15 protein-coding genes are annotated in these 15,861 nt (G+C 72.9%); 6 read left to right on the top strand and 9 right to left on the bottom strand.

All coding sequences use genetic code 11. The features are described 5' to 3' along the window. The first annotated feature begins 16 nt into the window (after positions 1 to 16). Both tmk and OV079_RS10575 read left to right on the top strand, forming a co-directional pair. Positions 17 to 640, top strand: coding sequence for a dTMP kinase (tmk, locus tag OV079_RS10580; RefSeq protein WP_267767968.1), 624 nt, complete (start codon positions 17 to 19; stop codon positions 638 to 640). Between the two features lie 151 nt (positions 641 to 791). Beyond that, positions 792 to 1,079: a hypothetical protein gene (locus tag OV079_RS10575; RefSeq protein WP_267767967.1), complete on the top strand. Its 288-nt coding sequence runs from the start codon at positions 792 to 794 to the stop codon at positions 1,077 to 1,079. 312 nt (positions 1,080 to 1,391) lie between these two features. Here the strand turns inward: OV079_RS10575 and OV079_RS10570 are convergent, their stop codons facing one another. From OV079_RS10570 to OV079_RS10550, 5 genes are all read right to left on the bottom strand, one after another. Continuing rightward, entirely contained in the window at positions 1,392 to 3,479 is a 2,088-nt protein-coding gene (locus OV079_RS10570; RefSeq protein WP_267767966.1) for a serine/threonine protein kinase, read from the bottom strand. A gap of 369 nt (positions 3,480 to 3,848) precedes the next feature. Further along, positions 3,849 to 4,025 (bottom strand): hypothetical protein, encoded by a 177-nt coding sequence (locus OV079_RS10565; RefSeq protein WP_267767963.1) that lies wholly within the window; start codon positions 4,023 to 4,025, stop codon positions 3,849 to 3,851. Positions 4,026 to 4,136: 111 nt separating this feature from the next. Then, on the bottom strand, positions 4,137 to 6,452 hold the full coding sequence (locus OV079_RS10560; RefSeq protein WP_267767962.1) for a RelA/SpoT family protein: 2,316 nt from the start codon (positions 6,450 to 6,452) through the stop codon (positions 4,137 to 4,139). Beyond that, on the bottom strand, positions 6,449 to 7,111 hold the full coding sequence (gene gmk, locus OV079_RS10555) for a guanylate kinase (RefSeq protein WP_267767960.1): 663 nt from the start codon (positions 7,109 to 7,111) through the stop codon (positions 6,449 to 6,451). The genes OV079_RS10560 and gmk overlap by 4 nt, the downstream gene beginning before the upstream one ends. Further along, entirely contained in the window at positions 7,101 to 8,003 is a 903-nt protein-coding gene (locus tag OV079_RS10550) for a YicC family protein (protein WP_267767958.1), read from the bottom strand. The genes gmk and OV079_RS10550 overlap by 11 nt, the downstream gene beginning before the upstream one ends. Positions 8,004 to 8,170: 167 nt before the next feature. On the opposite strand from OV079_RS10550, the gene OV079_RS10545 reads away from it, so the two are divergent. Further along, positions 8,171 to 8,968, top strand: coding sequence for a hypothetical protein (locus tag OV079_RS10545; protein ID WP_267767957.1), 798 nt, complete (start codon positions 8,171 to 8,173; stop codon positions 8,966 to 8,968). Between the two features lie 48 nt (positions 8,969 to 9,016). Here the strand turns inward: OV079_RS10545 and OV079_RS10540 are convergent, their stop codons facing one another. The 3 genes from OV079_RS10540 to OV079_RS10530 all read right to left on the bottom strand — a co-directional run bounded on the left by OV079_RS10540 (position 9,017) and on the right by OV079_RS10530 (position 11,050). Then, entirely contained in the window at positions 9,017 to 9,172 is a 156-nt protein-coding gene (locus OV079_RS10540; protein ID WP_267767955.1) for a hypothetical protein, read from the bottom strand. Positions 9,173 to 9,452: 280 nt separating this feature from the next. After that, entirely contained in the window at positions 9,453 to 9,710 is a 258-nt protein-coding gene (locus OV079_RS10535) for a hypothetical protein (protein ID WP_267767954.1), read from the bottom strand. Between the two features lie 5 nt (positions 9,711 to 9,715). Continuing rightward, positions 9,716 to 11,050, bottom strand: a complete 1,335-nt coding sequence (locus OV079_RS10530; protein WP_267767953.1) for an ABC transporter substrate-binding protein — start codon at positions 11,048 to 11,050, stop codon at positions 9,716 to 9,718. 359 nt (positions 11,051 to 11,409) lie between these two features. Between OV079_RS10530 and OV079_RS10525 the strand changes: the two genes are divergently transcribed. From OV079_RS10525 to OV079_RS10515, 3 genes are all read left to right on the top strand, one after another. Further along, entirely contained in the window at positions 11,410 to 12,081 is a 672-nt protein-coding gene (locus tag OV079_RS10525) for a hypothetical protein (RefSeq protein WP_267767951.1), read from the top strand. 91 nt (positions 12,082 to 12,172) lie between these two features. Next, complete coding sequence (locus OV079_RS10520) at positions 12,173 to 12,523, top strand: hypothetical protein (protein ID WP_267767949.1); 351 nt, start codon at positions 12,173 to 12,175, stop codon at positions 12,521 to 12,523. Between the two features lie 725 nt (positions 12,524 to 13,248). After that, on the top strand, positions 13,249 to 13,569 hold the full coding sequence (locus OV079_RS10515) for a hypothetical protein (protein WP_267767948.1): 321 nt from the start codon (positions 13,249 to 13,251) through the stop codon (positions 13,567 to 13,569). 139 nt (positions 13,570 to 13,708) lie between these two features. On the opposite strand, the gene OV079_RS10510 is transcribed toward OV079_RS10515, so the two are convergent. Then, entirely contained in the window at positions 13,709 to 15,784 is a 2,076-nt protein-coding gene (locus tag OV079_RS10510; protein WP_267767947.1) for a hypothetical protein, read from the bottom strand. Positions 15,785 to 15,861 lie beyond the last annotated feature (77 nt).

Below are 15,861 nucleotides of genomic sequence, written 5' to 3'. Positions count from 1 at the left end.
TTGCTAGGCTCGCGCGATGCGTGAGTCAGGCGGACGTTTCATCGCCATCGAGGGGATCGACGGGAGCGGCACGACGCTGCAGACGCGCGCGCTGGCGCATTGGCTCCGACAGCGCGGCCACGAGGTGCACGAGACCCGCGAGCCCAGCGGCGGCGCGATCGGCCGGCTTATCCGCGAGCGCCTCCACGTCGACGCCGAGCCCATCGATCCGGCCGCGCTGGCCCTCCTGTTCGCCGCCGATCGCCTCGAGCACATCGCGCACGAGATCGATCCGGCCCGCCGCCGCGGCTGCGTCGTCGTCTCCGATCGCTACCTCCTGTCCTCGCTCGCGTACCAGTCCCTCGACTGCGATCTCGACTGGGTCCGCGCGATCAACCACGCGGCCCCGGCGCCCGACCTCTACGTGTTCCTCCGCGTGCCCGCCGAGGTGGCGTTCGCCCGCGTCCAGCGCCGCGCCGCCGAGGGCGCCGCCGTCAGCGAGCGGTTCGACGCGCTCGAGTTGCAGCGCCGCGTCGCCCGCCTCTACGACGCGGCCCGCGAGCGCGGAGACCTCGGCGAGATCGTAGTTTTGGACGGCACCCTGCCCCCCGATCAGGTCACGGCTCAGATCGGCGAGGTCTGCGCTCAGCGCGGGCTGTAGGCGGCCCGGCCCGTCAGCAGCGGCCCCGACGGCGGCGCCTCCCGCCCGTTTGCCGGCGAGGCCGCCGGTCCCCGCGAACCCGCGGATCGCCGGCGCGTGGGCCGGTGGACCAGGTTGCGCGGCGCCACGCCCGCGGACTACCATGCCGCCGATGATCGACTACGCCGTGCTGTGCAGAGCCATCGAGGACTGGAAGGCGGGCAACGCCCTCAACATCCCTGTGTCGAGCCCCACGCCGGTCGCCACCGAGATGGTGGTCGACAATTACGAGGGGGTCGAGGCCGAGGCCGAGGCGGACGAGGAGATCGTCGACACCGACGTCGACGCCGGCGAGGGTGAAGGCGAGAGCGAGGGCGAGGTCGAGGCCGTCGAGGGCCAGCAGCAGGACCGCACGATCGTGTACCAGCTGCCGGAGATCGACGAGGAAGAGCAGGCCTGAGCACGCGCCTGGCCGAATGAGCATGTCCGTGGGGACATGTCCACGGGGACATGTCGGAACGGACCTGGGATGAAGGGCCTGTCCGTGAGGACAGGCCCTTCGCGCTCGCGGCGAGCTGCGGATCGACCGGCGCGCTCGGGTCTCGGGGCCGGCATGCGCAGCTGACACGGTCCGAAAATTGAGCGCGGGCAGAGCGACCCGCCCCGCCACGAACGCGAGCGTCGAACGGCACGGCGAATTCGCGCCGCCGCGAACGCGAAGAGGCGCCCGGCACGGCCTGCCGGACGCCCCTGCCCTGGCCTCGTGCGGGCCTCAGGAGCTCGTCAGCGCCATCACGGCGACCGCGGCGATCACCAGCACCACGATGACGATGATCAGCACCTTCGAGCCGCCGCCCGCGCCTTCGGCCGCCTCGGCGGTGGCGAACACCGACTCGGGCGGGGTGGAAGGCTGCGCGGCCGACACCGTCGGCTTGGCCGGCTCGGGCTGCGGCTTGGCCGGAGGCGTGAGGCCGCCGAAGTCGAAGCTCGAGTTGCCGGCGAAGCTCGGCAGGTCGGGCGGCGGCTGCGGGGCCGCCTCGGCGGGCGCCGGCGCCTCGGCCTCGGCGCCGCGGAAGCGCGAGCCGAACGAGGTCATCTCCTCTGTCCCTGGGGCCAGGTCTGCCGGCGCCTCGCTGGCGCGCGGGCGGGCCTGCGGGGCCCCTGCGCTCGGGGCGAAGGCGACGACGGTGCCCGAGTCGGTGGTGACCTGGCCGTCGTAGAACTCGGGATCGGCCGCCGGAGGCTCGGCCTTCGGCTCCTCCTTGCCCTGCAGCTCGGCCTCCATGAACATGGTCCAGCCGCGCGAGCTCGGCGCGCCGCCGGCCGCAGCCGCAGCCGCGGGGGCCGGATCGGCCTTGTCGGGCGTGGGCGCGGCCGCAGGCGCAGCGGCCGGCGGGGGCACGCCCGGCAGCGAGTCGTTGAGCTCCTCGAGCATCGTCCAGCCGCGCACCGTCGGGCTGGCGGGCGCCGGGGCGCTGGCAGCCGCGGGCGTGGTGACCGCGAGCGTGGCCGGGTCGGCCTCGGGCTCGTCCATCAGCATCGTCCAGCCGCGCGTGCTCGGCTTGACCTCGCCGCTCGCACCCGCGGGCGCAGCCGGGGCCGCCTGGACGGGCGCGGGCGCGGGCGCAGCCACGGGAGCCGGCGCAGCCACGGGCGTCGCCACCGGCAACGGCCCGCCGACCGGCACGCCGGGCGCCGGGGCGCCGCCGGACTCGCCGTCGGTGGCCTCCATGAACATGGTCCAGCCGCGCGTGCGGGGCTTGGCGCTCTGCGTCCCCGCGGCGGCGCTGGGGGCCGCGGCGGGCGGCGCCGACAGGTTGGGCGCCGACAGGGTCGGCGGCGTCACGCTCGGCGGCGCGAACGTCGGCGCGGCCACGCTGGGCGGCGCGACGCCCGGCGGCTTGCCGATCGTCGGCGGCCCGAGCAGCGGCGGCGCGCCGATCTTGGGCCCGACCGAGGGCGGCGCGCCGAGCACCGGCTTGGCGGCTGGCGGCGGCGCGGCCGACGGGGCCGCGGCGGGTTCAGGGGTGGGCGTGGCAGCCCCGCTGGGGGCCGCGCGATCCGGATTGAGCGCGTCGGGGTCGTTCATAGGGTCGTCCTGCTCGCGAGGGTCGCGCGGGAAGTCGCGGACGATGTCGCCGAGATCGCCGAGGAACTTGGACAACGCCGGCCGCGCCTTGGGATCCTTCGCCAGGCCCGCGAACAGCGGCGCCGGCATCGAGCTCTCGGGCGGGAGACTGGCAGCGTGCTGCAGCAGCGCGGTGCCGGTGTCCTCCGTCGTGAACAGCGACTGGCCCGCGAGCAGGCGGTACGTCAGCGCCGCGAGGTTGTACACCAGCGTGCGTTCGTCGATGTTCTTGCCCTCGACCTGCTCGGGCGCGATGCAATCGATGGCGCCGAAGCTGACGCCGCCTTGCGGATCGCCGACGGCGAAGTTGAACAGGCGAATGTCGCTGCCCTCGCGCAGGATCGAGTCGGCCCCGAGGTTGCGGTGGACCACCCCGACCTTCTGCGCGGCCGCCAGCGCGGCGGCGACGTCGTGGACGACCTGCGCGACCTCGGCCGGCGGCAGGCTGCCCGCGCTGGACAGCGGCACGCCGGTGAGGCGCTCGTGGACCTCGTAGATGCCGCCCTGCGACATCTTGCCGGTGTCGATCACCCGCACGATGAGGGGCGACTGGACCTTCTCGAGCTGGCGCAGCTCGCGGAGGCTCCGCTCGAGCGCCACCGGCGAGACGAAGCAGCCGGCCGCGTACACGCTGACCTCCACCTGACCACCGCTGAGGTCCGTGGCCTCGTAGGTCACGCTGCCGCCGCGCTCTCGCACCACCGCGCCGAGGGTGTACGTCCCGTCGATCACTGTTCCCGGTGAGAGAGTTGGCGCGCCGGTCGTCGCTGTCGTCATGGGTTCTCCAGCAGGAGGGAAGTCGCGCTCCGAGACTATGCGCTGCTAGGTAGTTGATCAAGCGCACAGCGGGCCCGGCGCCCGGCGCCACGGCGACCTTCGCATGGTTCACTCGCGACGAAAACCACGAGGCCGTGCGACCCCGCCCGTGCATCCCCACGAAACGCGTCTCGTTCGCGGTTCCGCACCCGATCGGCCCGCTCGGGGAGATCGGGCGACGGACGCGAAGAGCCGTGAACGGCCGTGGAAACGCACCGGCGGCGTCGCCGCGGCGATCTCGCGCGCGCAGGCGGGCGCCTGGGTTCTGCAGGGCGAGCGGCGAGCTCAACCCTTCGCCGGCGCGGCGCTCTTGGGCGCCGCCTTGCCGGGCTCGCCGAGAGCCGCGAACAGCTCCGTGGCGGACAGCGTGCTGTGCTTGCCCAGCTTCATCTTGCGGGCATGGCCAGCGTTCTTGTTACGACGAGCGCGCTTGCGCTTGGTGACTGCAGTGAAGGAAGCCATCGCGGAGGTCCTGTTTGCGGGAGGGCGGAGGGATAACCGGGCTTATCGGGCTTGTCAACCGCGCGGACGGGGCCTGCGCCCGCCGGCCCCCTGCCCACCCGGTGCTTTGGGTCAATCGGCGCGTGAGAACACCCGCTCGACCGCCAGCACGCCGGTGATGTCCCGCAGCGTCGCCATCAGCGACGACAGCTGCTTGAGGCTGCGGACGGTGGTCTGGAAGGTGTTGATGGCGCGCCGACCGCTGTCGTAGGCGCGACAGTTGGCCTGCTTGATGTTGATCCCGTGGTGCGAGAAGGCCCGGCTCATCTCGGCGAGCAAGCCGACGGTGTCGGTGGTGCGGACCTCCAGGGTGACCGGGCCGTCGATCTCCAGGCCCGACTCCCACGCGAGGTGGAGGCGGCGCTCGGCGATCCGTCCGAGCGCCTCGGGACAGCCCTCGACGTGGGCCGCGATGCCCTTGCCCGGGACGAAGTAGCCGATCAGCGGATCGCCCGGCAGCGGCGAGCAGCACGGCGCGAGCTGGATCATCGGCGCCCCGCTGGTGCCGGCCTCGATGCGCTCGCGCGTGACCAGCAGCGGCGAGCCCGGAGCGCCTTGCCCGGGGGCCAGGCGGCCGAAGCCCGGCAGCTTGGGCCCCGGCTTTTTGCCGGACATCCGCCGCAGCACGCGCTTGAACAGGTTGTCGTCCTCGTCGGCGACCGGCGCCAGCGCGTCGGCGACCACCGCCGGCGTGACCTGCCCGGCGCCCAGCGCCTCGTACAGGCCGTCCTCGCTGCGCAGATCCTTCGGCAGATCGAGGTCGGCGATCCGGCTAGCGATCTGCCCCTGGGCCTCGAAGTCGGCCAGCTTGCGCCCGCGCCCGGCCAGCTCCGTGTCGAGCAGGCTGCGGCCCAGAGCGCGCAGCCGGCCGCGCTCCTGCTGCCGCAGGTACTGCTTGATCCGCGCCTGCGCGCGCGAGGTCTGGCACATCTTGAGCCACTCCTTGCGCACCGCCGGGTTCGGCGTGGTGATGATCTCGATCGTGTCGCCCTGCCGCAGCTGATAGCGGAGCGGCACCATGTGGCCGTTGATCCGCGCGGCCGAGCAGTGGTTGCCGAGGTCGGTGTGGATCGCGAACGCGAAGTCGATCGGCGTGGCGCCGCGCGGGAAGGTGTGGATGTCGCCCTGCGGGGTGAACACGAACACCTCGTCGGCGAACAGGTCGGCCTTGACCGCGGCGATGAACTCGTGCGGGTCGGACACCTCGCCCTGCCAGTCCATCAGGCTCTTGAGCCAGGTCAGGTTCTGCCAGCCCTTCGAGCCCGCGCGGTCGCGGCGCCACTCGGAGACGATGCCCTTCTCGGCCACGTCGTCCATGCTCTCGCTGCGGATCTGCAGCGTCAGCCGGACGCCGTGGGCCATCACCGCGGTGTGCAGCGCCTGGTAGTGGTTCTGCCGCGGCAGCGCGATGTAGTCGCGGAAGCGGCCCGGCACCGGCGTGAAGCGGCCGTGGACCACCCCGAGCGCGGCGTAGCAGCCGGCGCGGTCGCGGGTGATGATGTGGAAGGTGACGAGGTCCGAGACCTGGTCGACGCCCTCGTCTTGCTCTTCGGACAGGCGGTAGACCTGGTACGGCCGGCGCACGCTGGCCCGCACGCTGGCCCGGCCGAACAGCCCCTCCGGCCACTCGACGCGCTCGTCCTCCGGCTGGTCGCTCGGCGCCGGCGCGACCTGTCCGGCCGGGGGCAGGAACGCGGCCTGCAACTCGGCCAGGCCGCGGGCCACGAACTCGGGCGCGCCGGCGAACAGGCCGTCGATCTTGCTCTGCACGCCGTCGTAGATGGCGGGCTCGAGGTAGCGGAAGGACAGGTCCTGCAGCTCGGTGCGGATCCACTGGATCCCGAGCCGGTTGGCCAGCGGCGCGTAGATCTCCATGGTCTCGCGCGCGATCCGCTGGCGCTTGTCGCCCGGCATGTGCTCGAGCGTCCGCATGTTGTCGAGCCGGTCGGCGAGCTTGACCAGCAGGACGCGGATGTCCTGGCTCATCGCCAGCAGCATCTTGCGGAAGCTCTCCGCCTGCTGCTCCTGGCGCGACAGGTACGGCACCTTGCCGAGCTTGGTCACGCCGTCGACGATGCCGGCGATCTCGCCGCCGAACTGCTCGGTCAGATCGAACACCGAGAGGTCGCTGTCCTCGACCGCGTCGTGCAGCAGCGCCGCGACCACGCTGCTGGTGTCGAGGCCGAGGCGAGCGATCGTCTCCGCGACCCGCAGCGGGTGCGTCAGGTACGGCTCGCCGCTCTTGCGCACCTGGCCGGCGTGGCACTTCTCCGCCAGCGCGAATGCCTTCTCGACCGCGCTCGTGTCGGTCACGCCGTGGACGCGCAGCTCGGCCAACAGGGTCGTCACGCTCGGCTCCGACGGCCGCTCACAGGCAGTCTCGCTCACGCGCCCTCCTTGCCGCCGCCGCGGGCGATGCCCAGCACCTGTTGCCCCGACAGCACGGCCTCGGCGGCGCTGCGCTGGCGCGCGCAGCGGTGGCCCTCGGCGATATAGATCGCCCGCAGCGCGGCGTAGGCGCGATCGAGGTCGTCGTTGACGATCACGTAGTCGTACTCGCCGTAGTGGCTGAGCTCGTCGCGGGCGACCCGCAGGCGGCGCTCGATGACCTCGGGCGCGTCGGTGTTGCGGCCCTGAAGTCGCCGCTGCAGCTCGCCGAGCGACGGCGGCAGGATGAACACCAGCACCACGTCGCCGGGGAAGCAGCGCCGCAGCTGGCGCCCGCCCTGGAAGTCGATGTCGAACAGCAGATCAGTGCCGCTGGCTAGCGCCTCGCGCACCAGCGAGGCCGACGTCCCGTAGTTGTTGCCGTGGACCAGCGCGTACTCGGCGAACTCGTCGCGCGCGGCCATCGCCGTGAAGGCGTCGCGGTCGACGAAGAAGTACTCGCGCCCGTGCAGCTCGCCGGCGCGCGGCGACCGCGTGGTGTACGAGACGCTGAACTGGATCTGCGCGAACTCGTCCCGCAGGCGCCGGCAGAGGGTCGTCTTGCCGGCTCCAGAAGGACTTGAAACAACGAGCAACAAACCTTTGTAATCACTCGACATTCTGAACCTGTTCACGAATGCGCTCCACGTCCCCCTTGGCGGCGATGACGAGCGCGGAGCCGGCGTGGCTCGTGATCTTGCTGCCGATCGTGGTCAGCTCCCGGAACAGCTCTTGCGCCAGAAAATCCAGGACCTTGCCCTGCCCGCCCTGGGCCGGGGCGTCGAGGGTCGAGCGCAGCTGACCGAGGTGGCTGTCGATGCGCGCGAGCTCCTCTTCAATGTCCCCGCGCTGGACCAGCGCGGCAACCTCCTGGGCCAGGCGCTCCGGCGGCGGCGGACTCACGCCGGCCTTCTCGCACAGCGCCGCGACCCGCTCGCGCAGGCGCGTCAGCAGCCGCTCCGACTCGCCGGCGCGGGCGGTCTGCAGCGCCTCGGTGTGGCCTCGCAGCGCCCCGGCGAGCTCGCGCAGCGCCGCCTCAAGGGCCGCGCCCTCCTGCTCGCGCATGGCGCACAGCGCATCGAGGGCCAGATCGACGAGGCCGTCGAGTTCGGCGGGCGCGGCGGACGGGGCCTCGCCCGCGCCGCTGCTGCGGGCCGCGAGCAGGCGCAGGACATCGAGCGCGGTGAACGGCGCCAGCGCGCCCGAGCCGATGGTCTGCGCGTGGACCTCGATCTGCCGCGCCTGCGCCAGCACCTCGGCGACCCGCTCGAGCTCCGCGGGCCCGAGCGCCGCGGCCCCGAGCGCGGCCTGCAGGTGGACGTAGACGTCGACGCGACCGCGACGCAGCCGGGCCTCGACCTTGCGCCGCAGCGCGTGTTCGGCCGCCGCGCCGAACGGCTGGCGGATCTTCACCTCGAGGAAGCGCTGGTTGACGGAGCGGAGCTCGACCCCGAGCCGCATCGGTTGTCCGGCGATCTCGGTGACGCAGCTCGTCGCGCCGAACCCTGTCATGCTGCGAAGCGGCACCTCTGCTCACTATCGCCTCCGCGGCCCCCGCCGCAAGTTGTGGAGGAAGCCGGGCCCGTCGCACCGACGCGTCGGTGCCGTGAGGATCGCCTGCAGGGCCCTCCAGGGGGCTACCGCGGGGGGCGCCCGAGCGCCTATGCTCCTGCCGGCGCATGGTCCGAGCTCGCGAGATCCCCGCCCGCGGACCGTGGGCCCTGTCGGCCGTCCTCGCCCTCGGCCTCGCCGTCCCGGCCCGCGCGGCCGGACCCTCCGCCTCGCCCGACCCCGGCGGTCCTGCCCCGGGCCCCGTCGTCGGCGCCGCGGCCCCCGCCGCCCTCACGACTGTCCCGGCGCGACCGGCTCACCCGCGCCTCAGCGAGCGGGTGCCCGTGCGGCGCTGGGCGATCGGCGTCGAGGGGGTCGGCCTGCAGATCCCGCCCCTGCGTCCGCGGGTCGTCGACCTCGACGCGCGCTACCTCGGCAACTCGGTCGCGGCGGGCGGAGTGGGCGCGCTGGGCCGCGTCCGGATCCGCCCGCCGATCGCCCTCGAGGTGGCGGTGCGCTCGGGCTCGGTGCGCTACCGCAGCGACAACGACCTGATCTCGCAGGACCTGCTGCTGGCCGAGTTCGGCGCCCTGCTCTTCCTCGCGCGCGGCGACATCGGCCACTTCGCCCTCGACGCCGGCGTCGGCGGCCTCGCGCACGCGATCCGCTACGAGCTGGAGGGCGGCCGCGCGGGCGCCCAGATCGTCGGCGCGTTCACCGTCCGGGTCGGCGCCGACCTCGAGCTGCTGCTCGGCCGCATCGCCCTGACCTTCTCGCTCCGCGGCTACGGGGTCATCACCGACCTGGCCCGCACTCGCGCGTCCGGCCCGCTGTTCGCCGGCGAGAGCGCCGCGCTGCGCCAGGCCCCGCTGCCGCGCCACCAGACCCACCTGCTGGGCTCGGCTGGCGTCTTGTACAGGTTCTAAAGGACATTCCCCAGCGGACATGCTCCCACGAGCATGTCGCAAAGGCCATCAGCCTTCGTCGCCCTGCTCGGCCTCGGCGTCGAAGCGGGCGAACATCTGCTCGAGCCCGCGGTAGCGCAGACCGGCCTCGTCGTCGTGGTCGGCGGCACCGGCGGCCGGCGCGGTCGGGAACAGGAGGTGAAGGAACAGGATCCAGGTCGCCATTTGCTTGCGCTCCTCGTGTTGACCCGCTAGTAGCAGCGTGTCGCACCCGCCTCAACAATTCGGCAATTCGGCGATTCGCGGCCGCAGGGAGCCGATTCAGCCGCGAATTCGCCGACCGGCCGCGATCCGCTCGATCCACATTCGCCGATCTCGCACCACGCCCGCGAGCGAGGGCCGCCGCGTCGAATTATTGACGCACGCGCCGTCCGCCCCGCGACGGGCCTCGCGTGACGCTCACGAGCGTCCCCCTCACGCGAGCGTTCACGTCACGCTTCCCCGCTCACGGCTCGCGGATCCACGAGTCGTCGGTGCGGCCCGGCGCGAAGCCGAGGCGATCGAGGCGCGGCAGGTCGTCGACGAACTGCACCCCGGTCAGCGTGCGCGACAGCAGCGTCACTGCCAGCGGCGCGTGCAGCACGATCGCGGGGCGCAGATCGGCGAGGCGCGCCGCGATCGCCTGCTTCGCGCGGTCGCGGTCGATCCGGGTCAGCGCGGACCGGTACGTGTCGATCGCCGCGTCGAGCGTCTGGTCGGCCACGCCGGTCAGGTTGTGCGCGCCGCGGCTGTGAAACCACGGGTACAGATCGACATCGGTGCCCGACGCCAGCCGCGCCAGCGCCACGCTGAACTTGCCGGCGCGCAGCAGGTTCGCCTGTACGTAAGGCCAGCGGCAGTCACGCTCGGCGCCTGCACTCCGAGCTGTTTCCACGCCCCACGCAGCGCGCGGGCGACCCCCGTCGCCAGCCCCGGGCTCGCGTCCCACGTCAGCGGCAGACGCAGCACCGCGCTCTGGCGCCGCCGAACCCCGCGCTCGTGGATCCACCCGAGCTCGGTCAGAATCGCGTCCGCCGCCGCGCGTCCGTCGGCGTCGGCCGTCGCGGTCGGCGGCGTCATCAGCGGCCCGAGCCCGGCCTCGCCGTCGCGGCCCTCCGCGAGCGCCACCAGGTCGATCGGCGCGGGCGCGTGGAGATCGACCGGCGCCGTCACCGGCAGCCCGGGCAGCCCGTAGACCTGCAGCGCCAGCTCCCCGCGCGGCGCCGCGAGGTCGAGCGCCGCGCGCATCCGCGGCCCCGACTGCGGCCCCTCGCGCAGGTTAAAGAGGAGCAGATCGAAGCGGGCCGGGCTGACCAGGTATGCGGCGAAGCGCGTCGCCATCGCCGGCTTCGCCAGCTCCTTGGGCACGTGGATCGGCGCCACCTCGGCGAGCACGTGGACCTCCGCACGGCGCAGGGCCGTCAGCGCCGCCGCGCCGTCGTCGATCGCTCGCAGCACGATCCGCCCCGCCAGCCCCGGCGCCTTGCTCGTGCGCTCGAGCATCAGGTGGACGTCGTCGCCGGCCACGAAGCGGAACGGCCCCGAGCCGATCGGCTGATCGGCCTGGGCCACGCGGCCGCGCGGCACGATCTTGATCGCCGCGATCTTCTCGAGCACCAGCGGGTCGTCGTGTTCGAACACCAGGCGCAGCCACCGGCCTGAGCTGTCCTTCGGGCCAGATGGCGGTCCCTCGGCCGCCACCGCCGCGCGCAGCCCGTCGAGGCCGTGGCGCTGGCGCAGCCCCTGCCCGCGCGGGCCCAACCATTGATTGACGCTGAGGAGCGCGTCCTCGCGCGTCACCGGCGAGCCGTCGTGGAACTGCGCGCCCTCGCGGAGGTGGCACACCACCCCGCGGCCGGCCGGGTCGTGGTCGACCTCGCAGCGGTCCGCGAGCGCCATCTCGATCCAGGGGGCGCTGTCCCCCTGGCGTCGCACGAGGCCCTCGAACAGCAGGTCGTCGACCACGCGCTGGCCCCACGGGTCGAGCTCCGTGAACGGGTCAAGGGTGGCGGGCAGGCGGCGCACCGCCACGACCACCGTGTCTTCGGCGGAAGGCGAGATCACCGGGGTCTGCGGACGGACTTCGCTCGGACCCTCTGCGGGGGCCGGCTCCGCGGGCGGACTGCCGCAGGCGCCCGTGAGCGCGAGGCACGCCGCCGTCAGAGATCGCAGGAGGGCCTGCTTGCCCCGCTCTCGGTCTTCGGCGGCGGACCGGGAGTGGGGCCGCCACCTGCGCGCGTGGGGCCCGGGCGTCGCTCGGCGATTGCACCCCCATCGTCTACCAAACGGCCCGAGCACTTGAAACTCCGCGCGTGCGCGTGATACAGCCAGGATTGTCGGCCTTCCCCCGCGGGAGGGCTCGGAGGACGACGCTCCCGATGATGCGCTCTGCTTCTACGCTCCTGATCACGACCGCACTCTGCATGGCTCCATGGGGCTGCGGAGGCGAGCCGGCCCCCAAGGTCAAAAAGTCCCAGGAGGACGAGGGACCGTCGGCGGCGGACAACGTCAAGTTTGAACTCCCGCCCCCGCCCGACTTCGACGAGGGCAAGGTCGCCGAGAAGTGGGAGGACGGCGCCTGGTCGATCTACGGGCTGCGCAAGGAGCTCGAGGAGAACGTCAAGATCGGCGACGCCGGCCAGGAGATCGAGCTCAAGGGCTTCGTCCAGGACATCTACGAGCCGCCGGTCTGTCCGGAGGGCGAGAAGTGCCCGGTCGGCAAGCAGCCCCACATCTGGATCACGGACAAGGCCGACGAGAAGGGCAAGAAGCGGGCGATGATGGTCGTCGGCTACCGCTTCACGATCCCCGACTACGACGCCAAGCGGTGGGAGAAGGTCCCCGACGTGGTGTTCGAGAAGGGCAAGCAGTACACCTTCAAGGGCAAGTTCAAGCGCTTCTCCGACCAGGGGTTCGCCGACGCCCGCGGCCTGCTCGACTTCACGTACTACAAGGCCATCGACCCGACCACGGGCACCGAGGGTTGGATCGCGCCGAAGGCTGCGGCCTGGCACCCGATCGAGCTGCTCCGCGTCGAGGAAGAGCAGCGCAAGTTGGTCGAGAAGGTCAACAAGGGCAACAAGAAGGGCAAGTGAGGCTCGCCGTGCACAAGATCTTCCTGGGCTCGCTCCTCAGCTTCTCTCTCGCCGTCACGGTCGGCGCCTGTCGGGCGCCCGAGGCCGGGTCGTGCGAGGAATCCGGGAGGTCCGCGGCAGCTGCGACGGCAACAACGCCTTCGCGTACGAGCCGGTCAACTACGACCTGTGCAACAACGTCGACCCGGAGTGCAAGGAGTTCTACGACTGCGCCGCCGCGTTGGCGTGCGTGCCCGATCCGGACTTCACGTGGATCCTCGGGCGGGAGAACGTCGACGCCAAGGTCGGCGGCAAGGCGTGCATCCCTCGCAGCCAGGACCCCGAGTGCGGCAAGAAGTGCTGCCCGATCGAGTCCTACCGCACGCTGTGCCCGCAGCCGGAGGACAAGGAGTGCACGGACGACGACCTCCGGGTCCCCCAAGAGGAAGACGAGGACGAGTAGTCCCGCAGCCTCCGCGACGCGCCTGAGGGCGGCCCCGGCATTCCCGCTGCGGCCGCCCTCGCCGTTTGGCGGCCCCGGCATTCCCGCTGCGGCCGCCCTCGCCGTTTGGCGGCCCCGGCATTTTCGCTGCGGCCGCCCCCGCCGTTTCCCGGCCCCGGCATTTCGCTGCGGCCGCCCTCGCCGTTTCGCCCTCAGCTCGCGGCGACCATGTCTTTTCGGCGCTCGTCTTCTCGTTCTGCGATGACCCGGGCGGCAGCCATCGCTCGCTTGTCGGTCACGCCTCCTGGCGCTCATGACCTCTCGGTCTGCGATGGCGCCTCGTGGCGACCATGCCCCCTCGCTCTGCGACGGCGTCCGCGTGGCGACCATGCCCCCTCGCTCTGCGCCGGCGCCCTCATGGCGACCATGACCTCTCGCTCTGCGACGACGCCCTCGTGGCGCTCATGCCCTCTCGCTCTGCGACGGCGCCCTCATGGCGACCATGACCTCTCCGCGCTGCGGTCGATGCTCCGACCGCCTCGCTAGCCCTTCGTCGCCTCGCGTCCCGACCGCTTCACGCCTCGCTTCAGCGCGCGCTGCGACGACGCTTCGCCGGCGCGACCGTGGCGTTGCGACCACGACTGCGAGCGCCCGCGGCCTGCTCGACTTCACCCCTCGCGCGGAGCGGTTGCCCCGCGGCCGCGAGACGTGCAACGCTCGCAGGGACCGGTCCAGTGAGGCTCACCGTGCACAGATTCTTCCTCGTCACCGCGTTCGCGTTCGCCGCTGCCTTCACCTTCGGAGCCTGCACCGCGCCGGAGGTCGAGTCGTGCGAGGAGTTCAAGGATGCACGCGCCGCGTGCGACGCCAAGAACGGCAGCGACACGAGCGGTGAGGACAAGGACGCCAACCTCTGCGACTCCGTCGACGCCGAGTGCAAGGAGTTCTACGACTGCGCCCGGCAGCAGGAGTGCGTCGAGGTCGGCGGCGTGTTCCGCCTCGACTACGCCAAGATCTGCACCATGCCCGAAGGCAAGGAGTGCACCGAGATCGCCGCCGGCGGGTGACGACTCGCGCGTGCTGCCCCCCCGCGGGCTGAGACGGTCACCTCGCTCCAGACAGCGACGGCTCACGCAGCGAGCCGCCCTCGGCAGCGAGTGACTCACAAGCCCGCCGCGAACCGACGCGCGCCGGCTTCCCCGCCGCTCAGCGACGTTCGGCCGCCTCGGCCGCGTAGTACCAGTCGGCCCCGCGCAGGCGCACCCACGCGGGCGTCTCCTCGATCGTCGGGCCGACCTCGATCGTCACCGTCGCCGCTCCGGGCCGGAGGATCTTCGCCGTCGTCGGCTCACCGCGCGGCTCGCCCTGGACCAGGCGCACCGCCCGGAACGACTCCCAGCCCGGCAGCCCCGCCAGCAGCGTCGGATCGCCGGACGTCGACCACGTCGCCTCCTCGACCCCCTCGCGCGTGGCCGTCGCCGAGCCTGTCCCTGAGGACAGCTCCACGCGGCGCGCCTGTCCCAGCCAGAAGCGCAGCGGGTCCGAGTACAGCAGATCGTCCGACAGCGCCGAGCAGGTCGACTTCGGCAGCAGCGCCGCGCGCGGCTGGCCTGGCACGTGGGCCACGCAGTCCGGGTGCAGCTCCAGCGTCGCCGCCTCGCTGCCCGTCCGCTCGACGCGGATCGTCCGCAGCGGCGCCGTCAGCGGGCGATCCGTCCACACCTCGGCGCGGGCCGCCTGCAGCCCCGCCAGCATCGCCTCGAGCCGGACCTCGTCGAGCGCAGCCGCTCCGTCGGGGTGGACCGGCGCGTCGAGTCGCCACACCCCGAGGTCGAGGCGCACGCTCTGGCGCACCGCATCGCTCCCGCGCCCGGGCAGGATCTCGAGCTCGCGCACCTCACCTGTCCCGAAGGACAACAGCCTGCGCTCCGCGAACGTCTCCCGGGTGAACGCCAGCGCCAGCGGCTCCTCGCGGGCCACCACCAGCGGCGGCGCCTCGTCGCGCCGGCAAGCCAGCGGCACCCCCTCGGCCGGCCCGCAGCGCAGCCGCAGTCGCTGACTGCTGTCCGACTCGATCGTCAGATCCACCTCGGGCAAAAACCCCGTGAGCGGCCGCGCCGGCAGCTCGACCGGCGCCTGCTGCAACGTCGTCCACCAGCGGAACACCTCCGGCTCCGCGACCTCGTGCAGCGCCCCGTCCTCCTCGACCACCCAGCCGCCGCCCAGGCGACGCAGCCGGCGACGCTCCGGCGCCTCCATCTGCACCGCCAGCACCCGCCCGTAGGCGTACGGCGCCAGCTGAGGCTCGACCAGCCCACCATCGGGATCGTCGATCGGCCACGGCGCGTCGATCTCCGCCTCCACGCAGCCGCGCGTCCCCGCTCCGCGGTCCACCACGACGCGCCCCGGCTGCCCCGGACACGGCGGCCCCAGCCGCACCTCCCAGCGCCTGCCCGATCGGTCCTGTACTTCCAGCCAGGGCGAAACGGGCAGCTCGGCGGCCTCCGCCGGCGCCGGCTCGAACTCCGCCGCGACGATGCGATCGAGGCGCAGGGCCACCGCCGGCTCCGCCAGGATCTGCGGCGACGCGCCCGTCACCACGCGCCACAGCGAGTCCGCCCCGCGCGCCAGCTCCAGCGGCCCCACGCGCACCGCCGCCGCCTCGCTGGCCTCGATCGGCACCAGCCGCCGCGACAGCCACGCCGACGCCGGCTGGGCCAGCGCCGCCGCCAGCTCCGGCTCGACCACCCACGACCCTGCGCCCGCGATCGTCCCGTAGTCCCCGACCCCGTCGCTGGCCGCCCCGTGCAGCGTCAACGCCGCGCGCCGGCCGTCGACCTCGACCGCGATCTCCCCGCGCACAGGCCCCAGCGCGCTGTCCTCGGCCACTGCGCGCAAGGTCGTCGCCATCCGCAGCGAGCTCCACAGCCCGGCCAGCCCCTCCGCGTCGGCCGGCCCCAGCGGCGCCTCGCCGACGATCACCGCGTGCTGCCCGTTGTCCGCCGGCGTCAGCGTCACCGGCGGCTGCCCGGCCTGCGCCAAGGTGATCGTCGCTCGCGCCAGCTCCGATTCGCCCAGCTCCGGGAACACCCGCCGGGCCGCCGACTGGGCGCTGTAGATCGTCGGCGCCGCCGGCCCCCCGGCCCACGGATCGAAGCGGAGCAGCGCCGCGCTGGCGATCGCCGTCGCAGTCAGCGCCATCGTCAACGGCCGCGGCCGCCACGAAGCTGCCCGCAAGAACATGTCTTTTAAAACATGTCCCTTCATACACGCCGCCTCCACGACGCCGGCTGGCGGCGAACATCTGCCCGAGCGGACATGTTCTTTACAGCATGTCCCTTCATGCCCGCCGTCTCCCC

This window comes from Nannocystis pusilla (genome assembly GCF_026626665.1).
Taxonomy (GTDB): domain Bacteria; phylum Myxococcota_A; class Polyangia; order Nannocystales; family Nannocystaceae; genus Nannocystis; species Nannocystis pusilla.
This window is presented reverse-complemented; position numbering and strand designations above follow the sequence as displayed.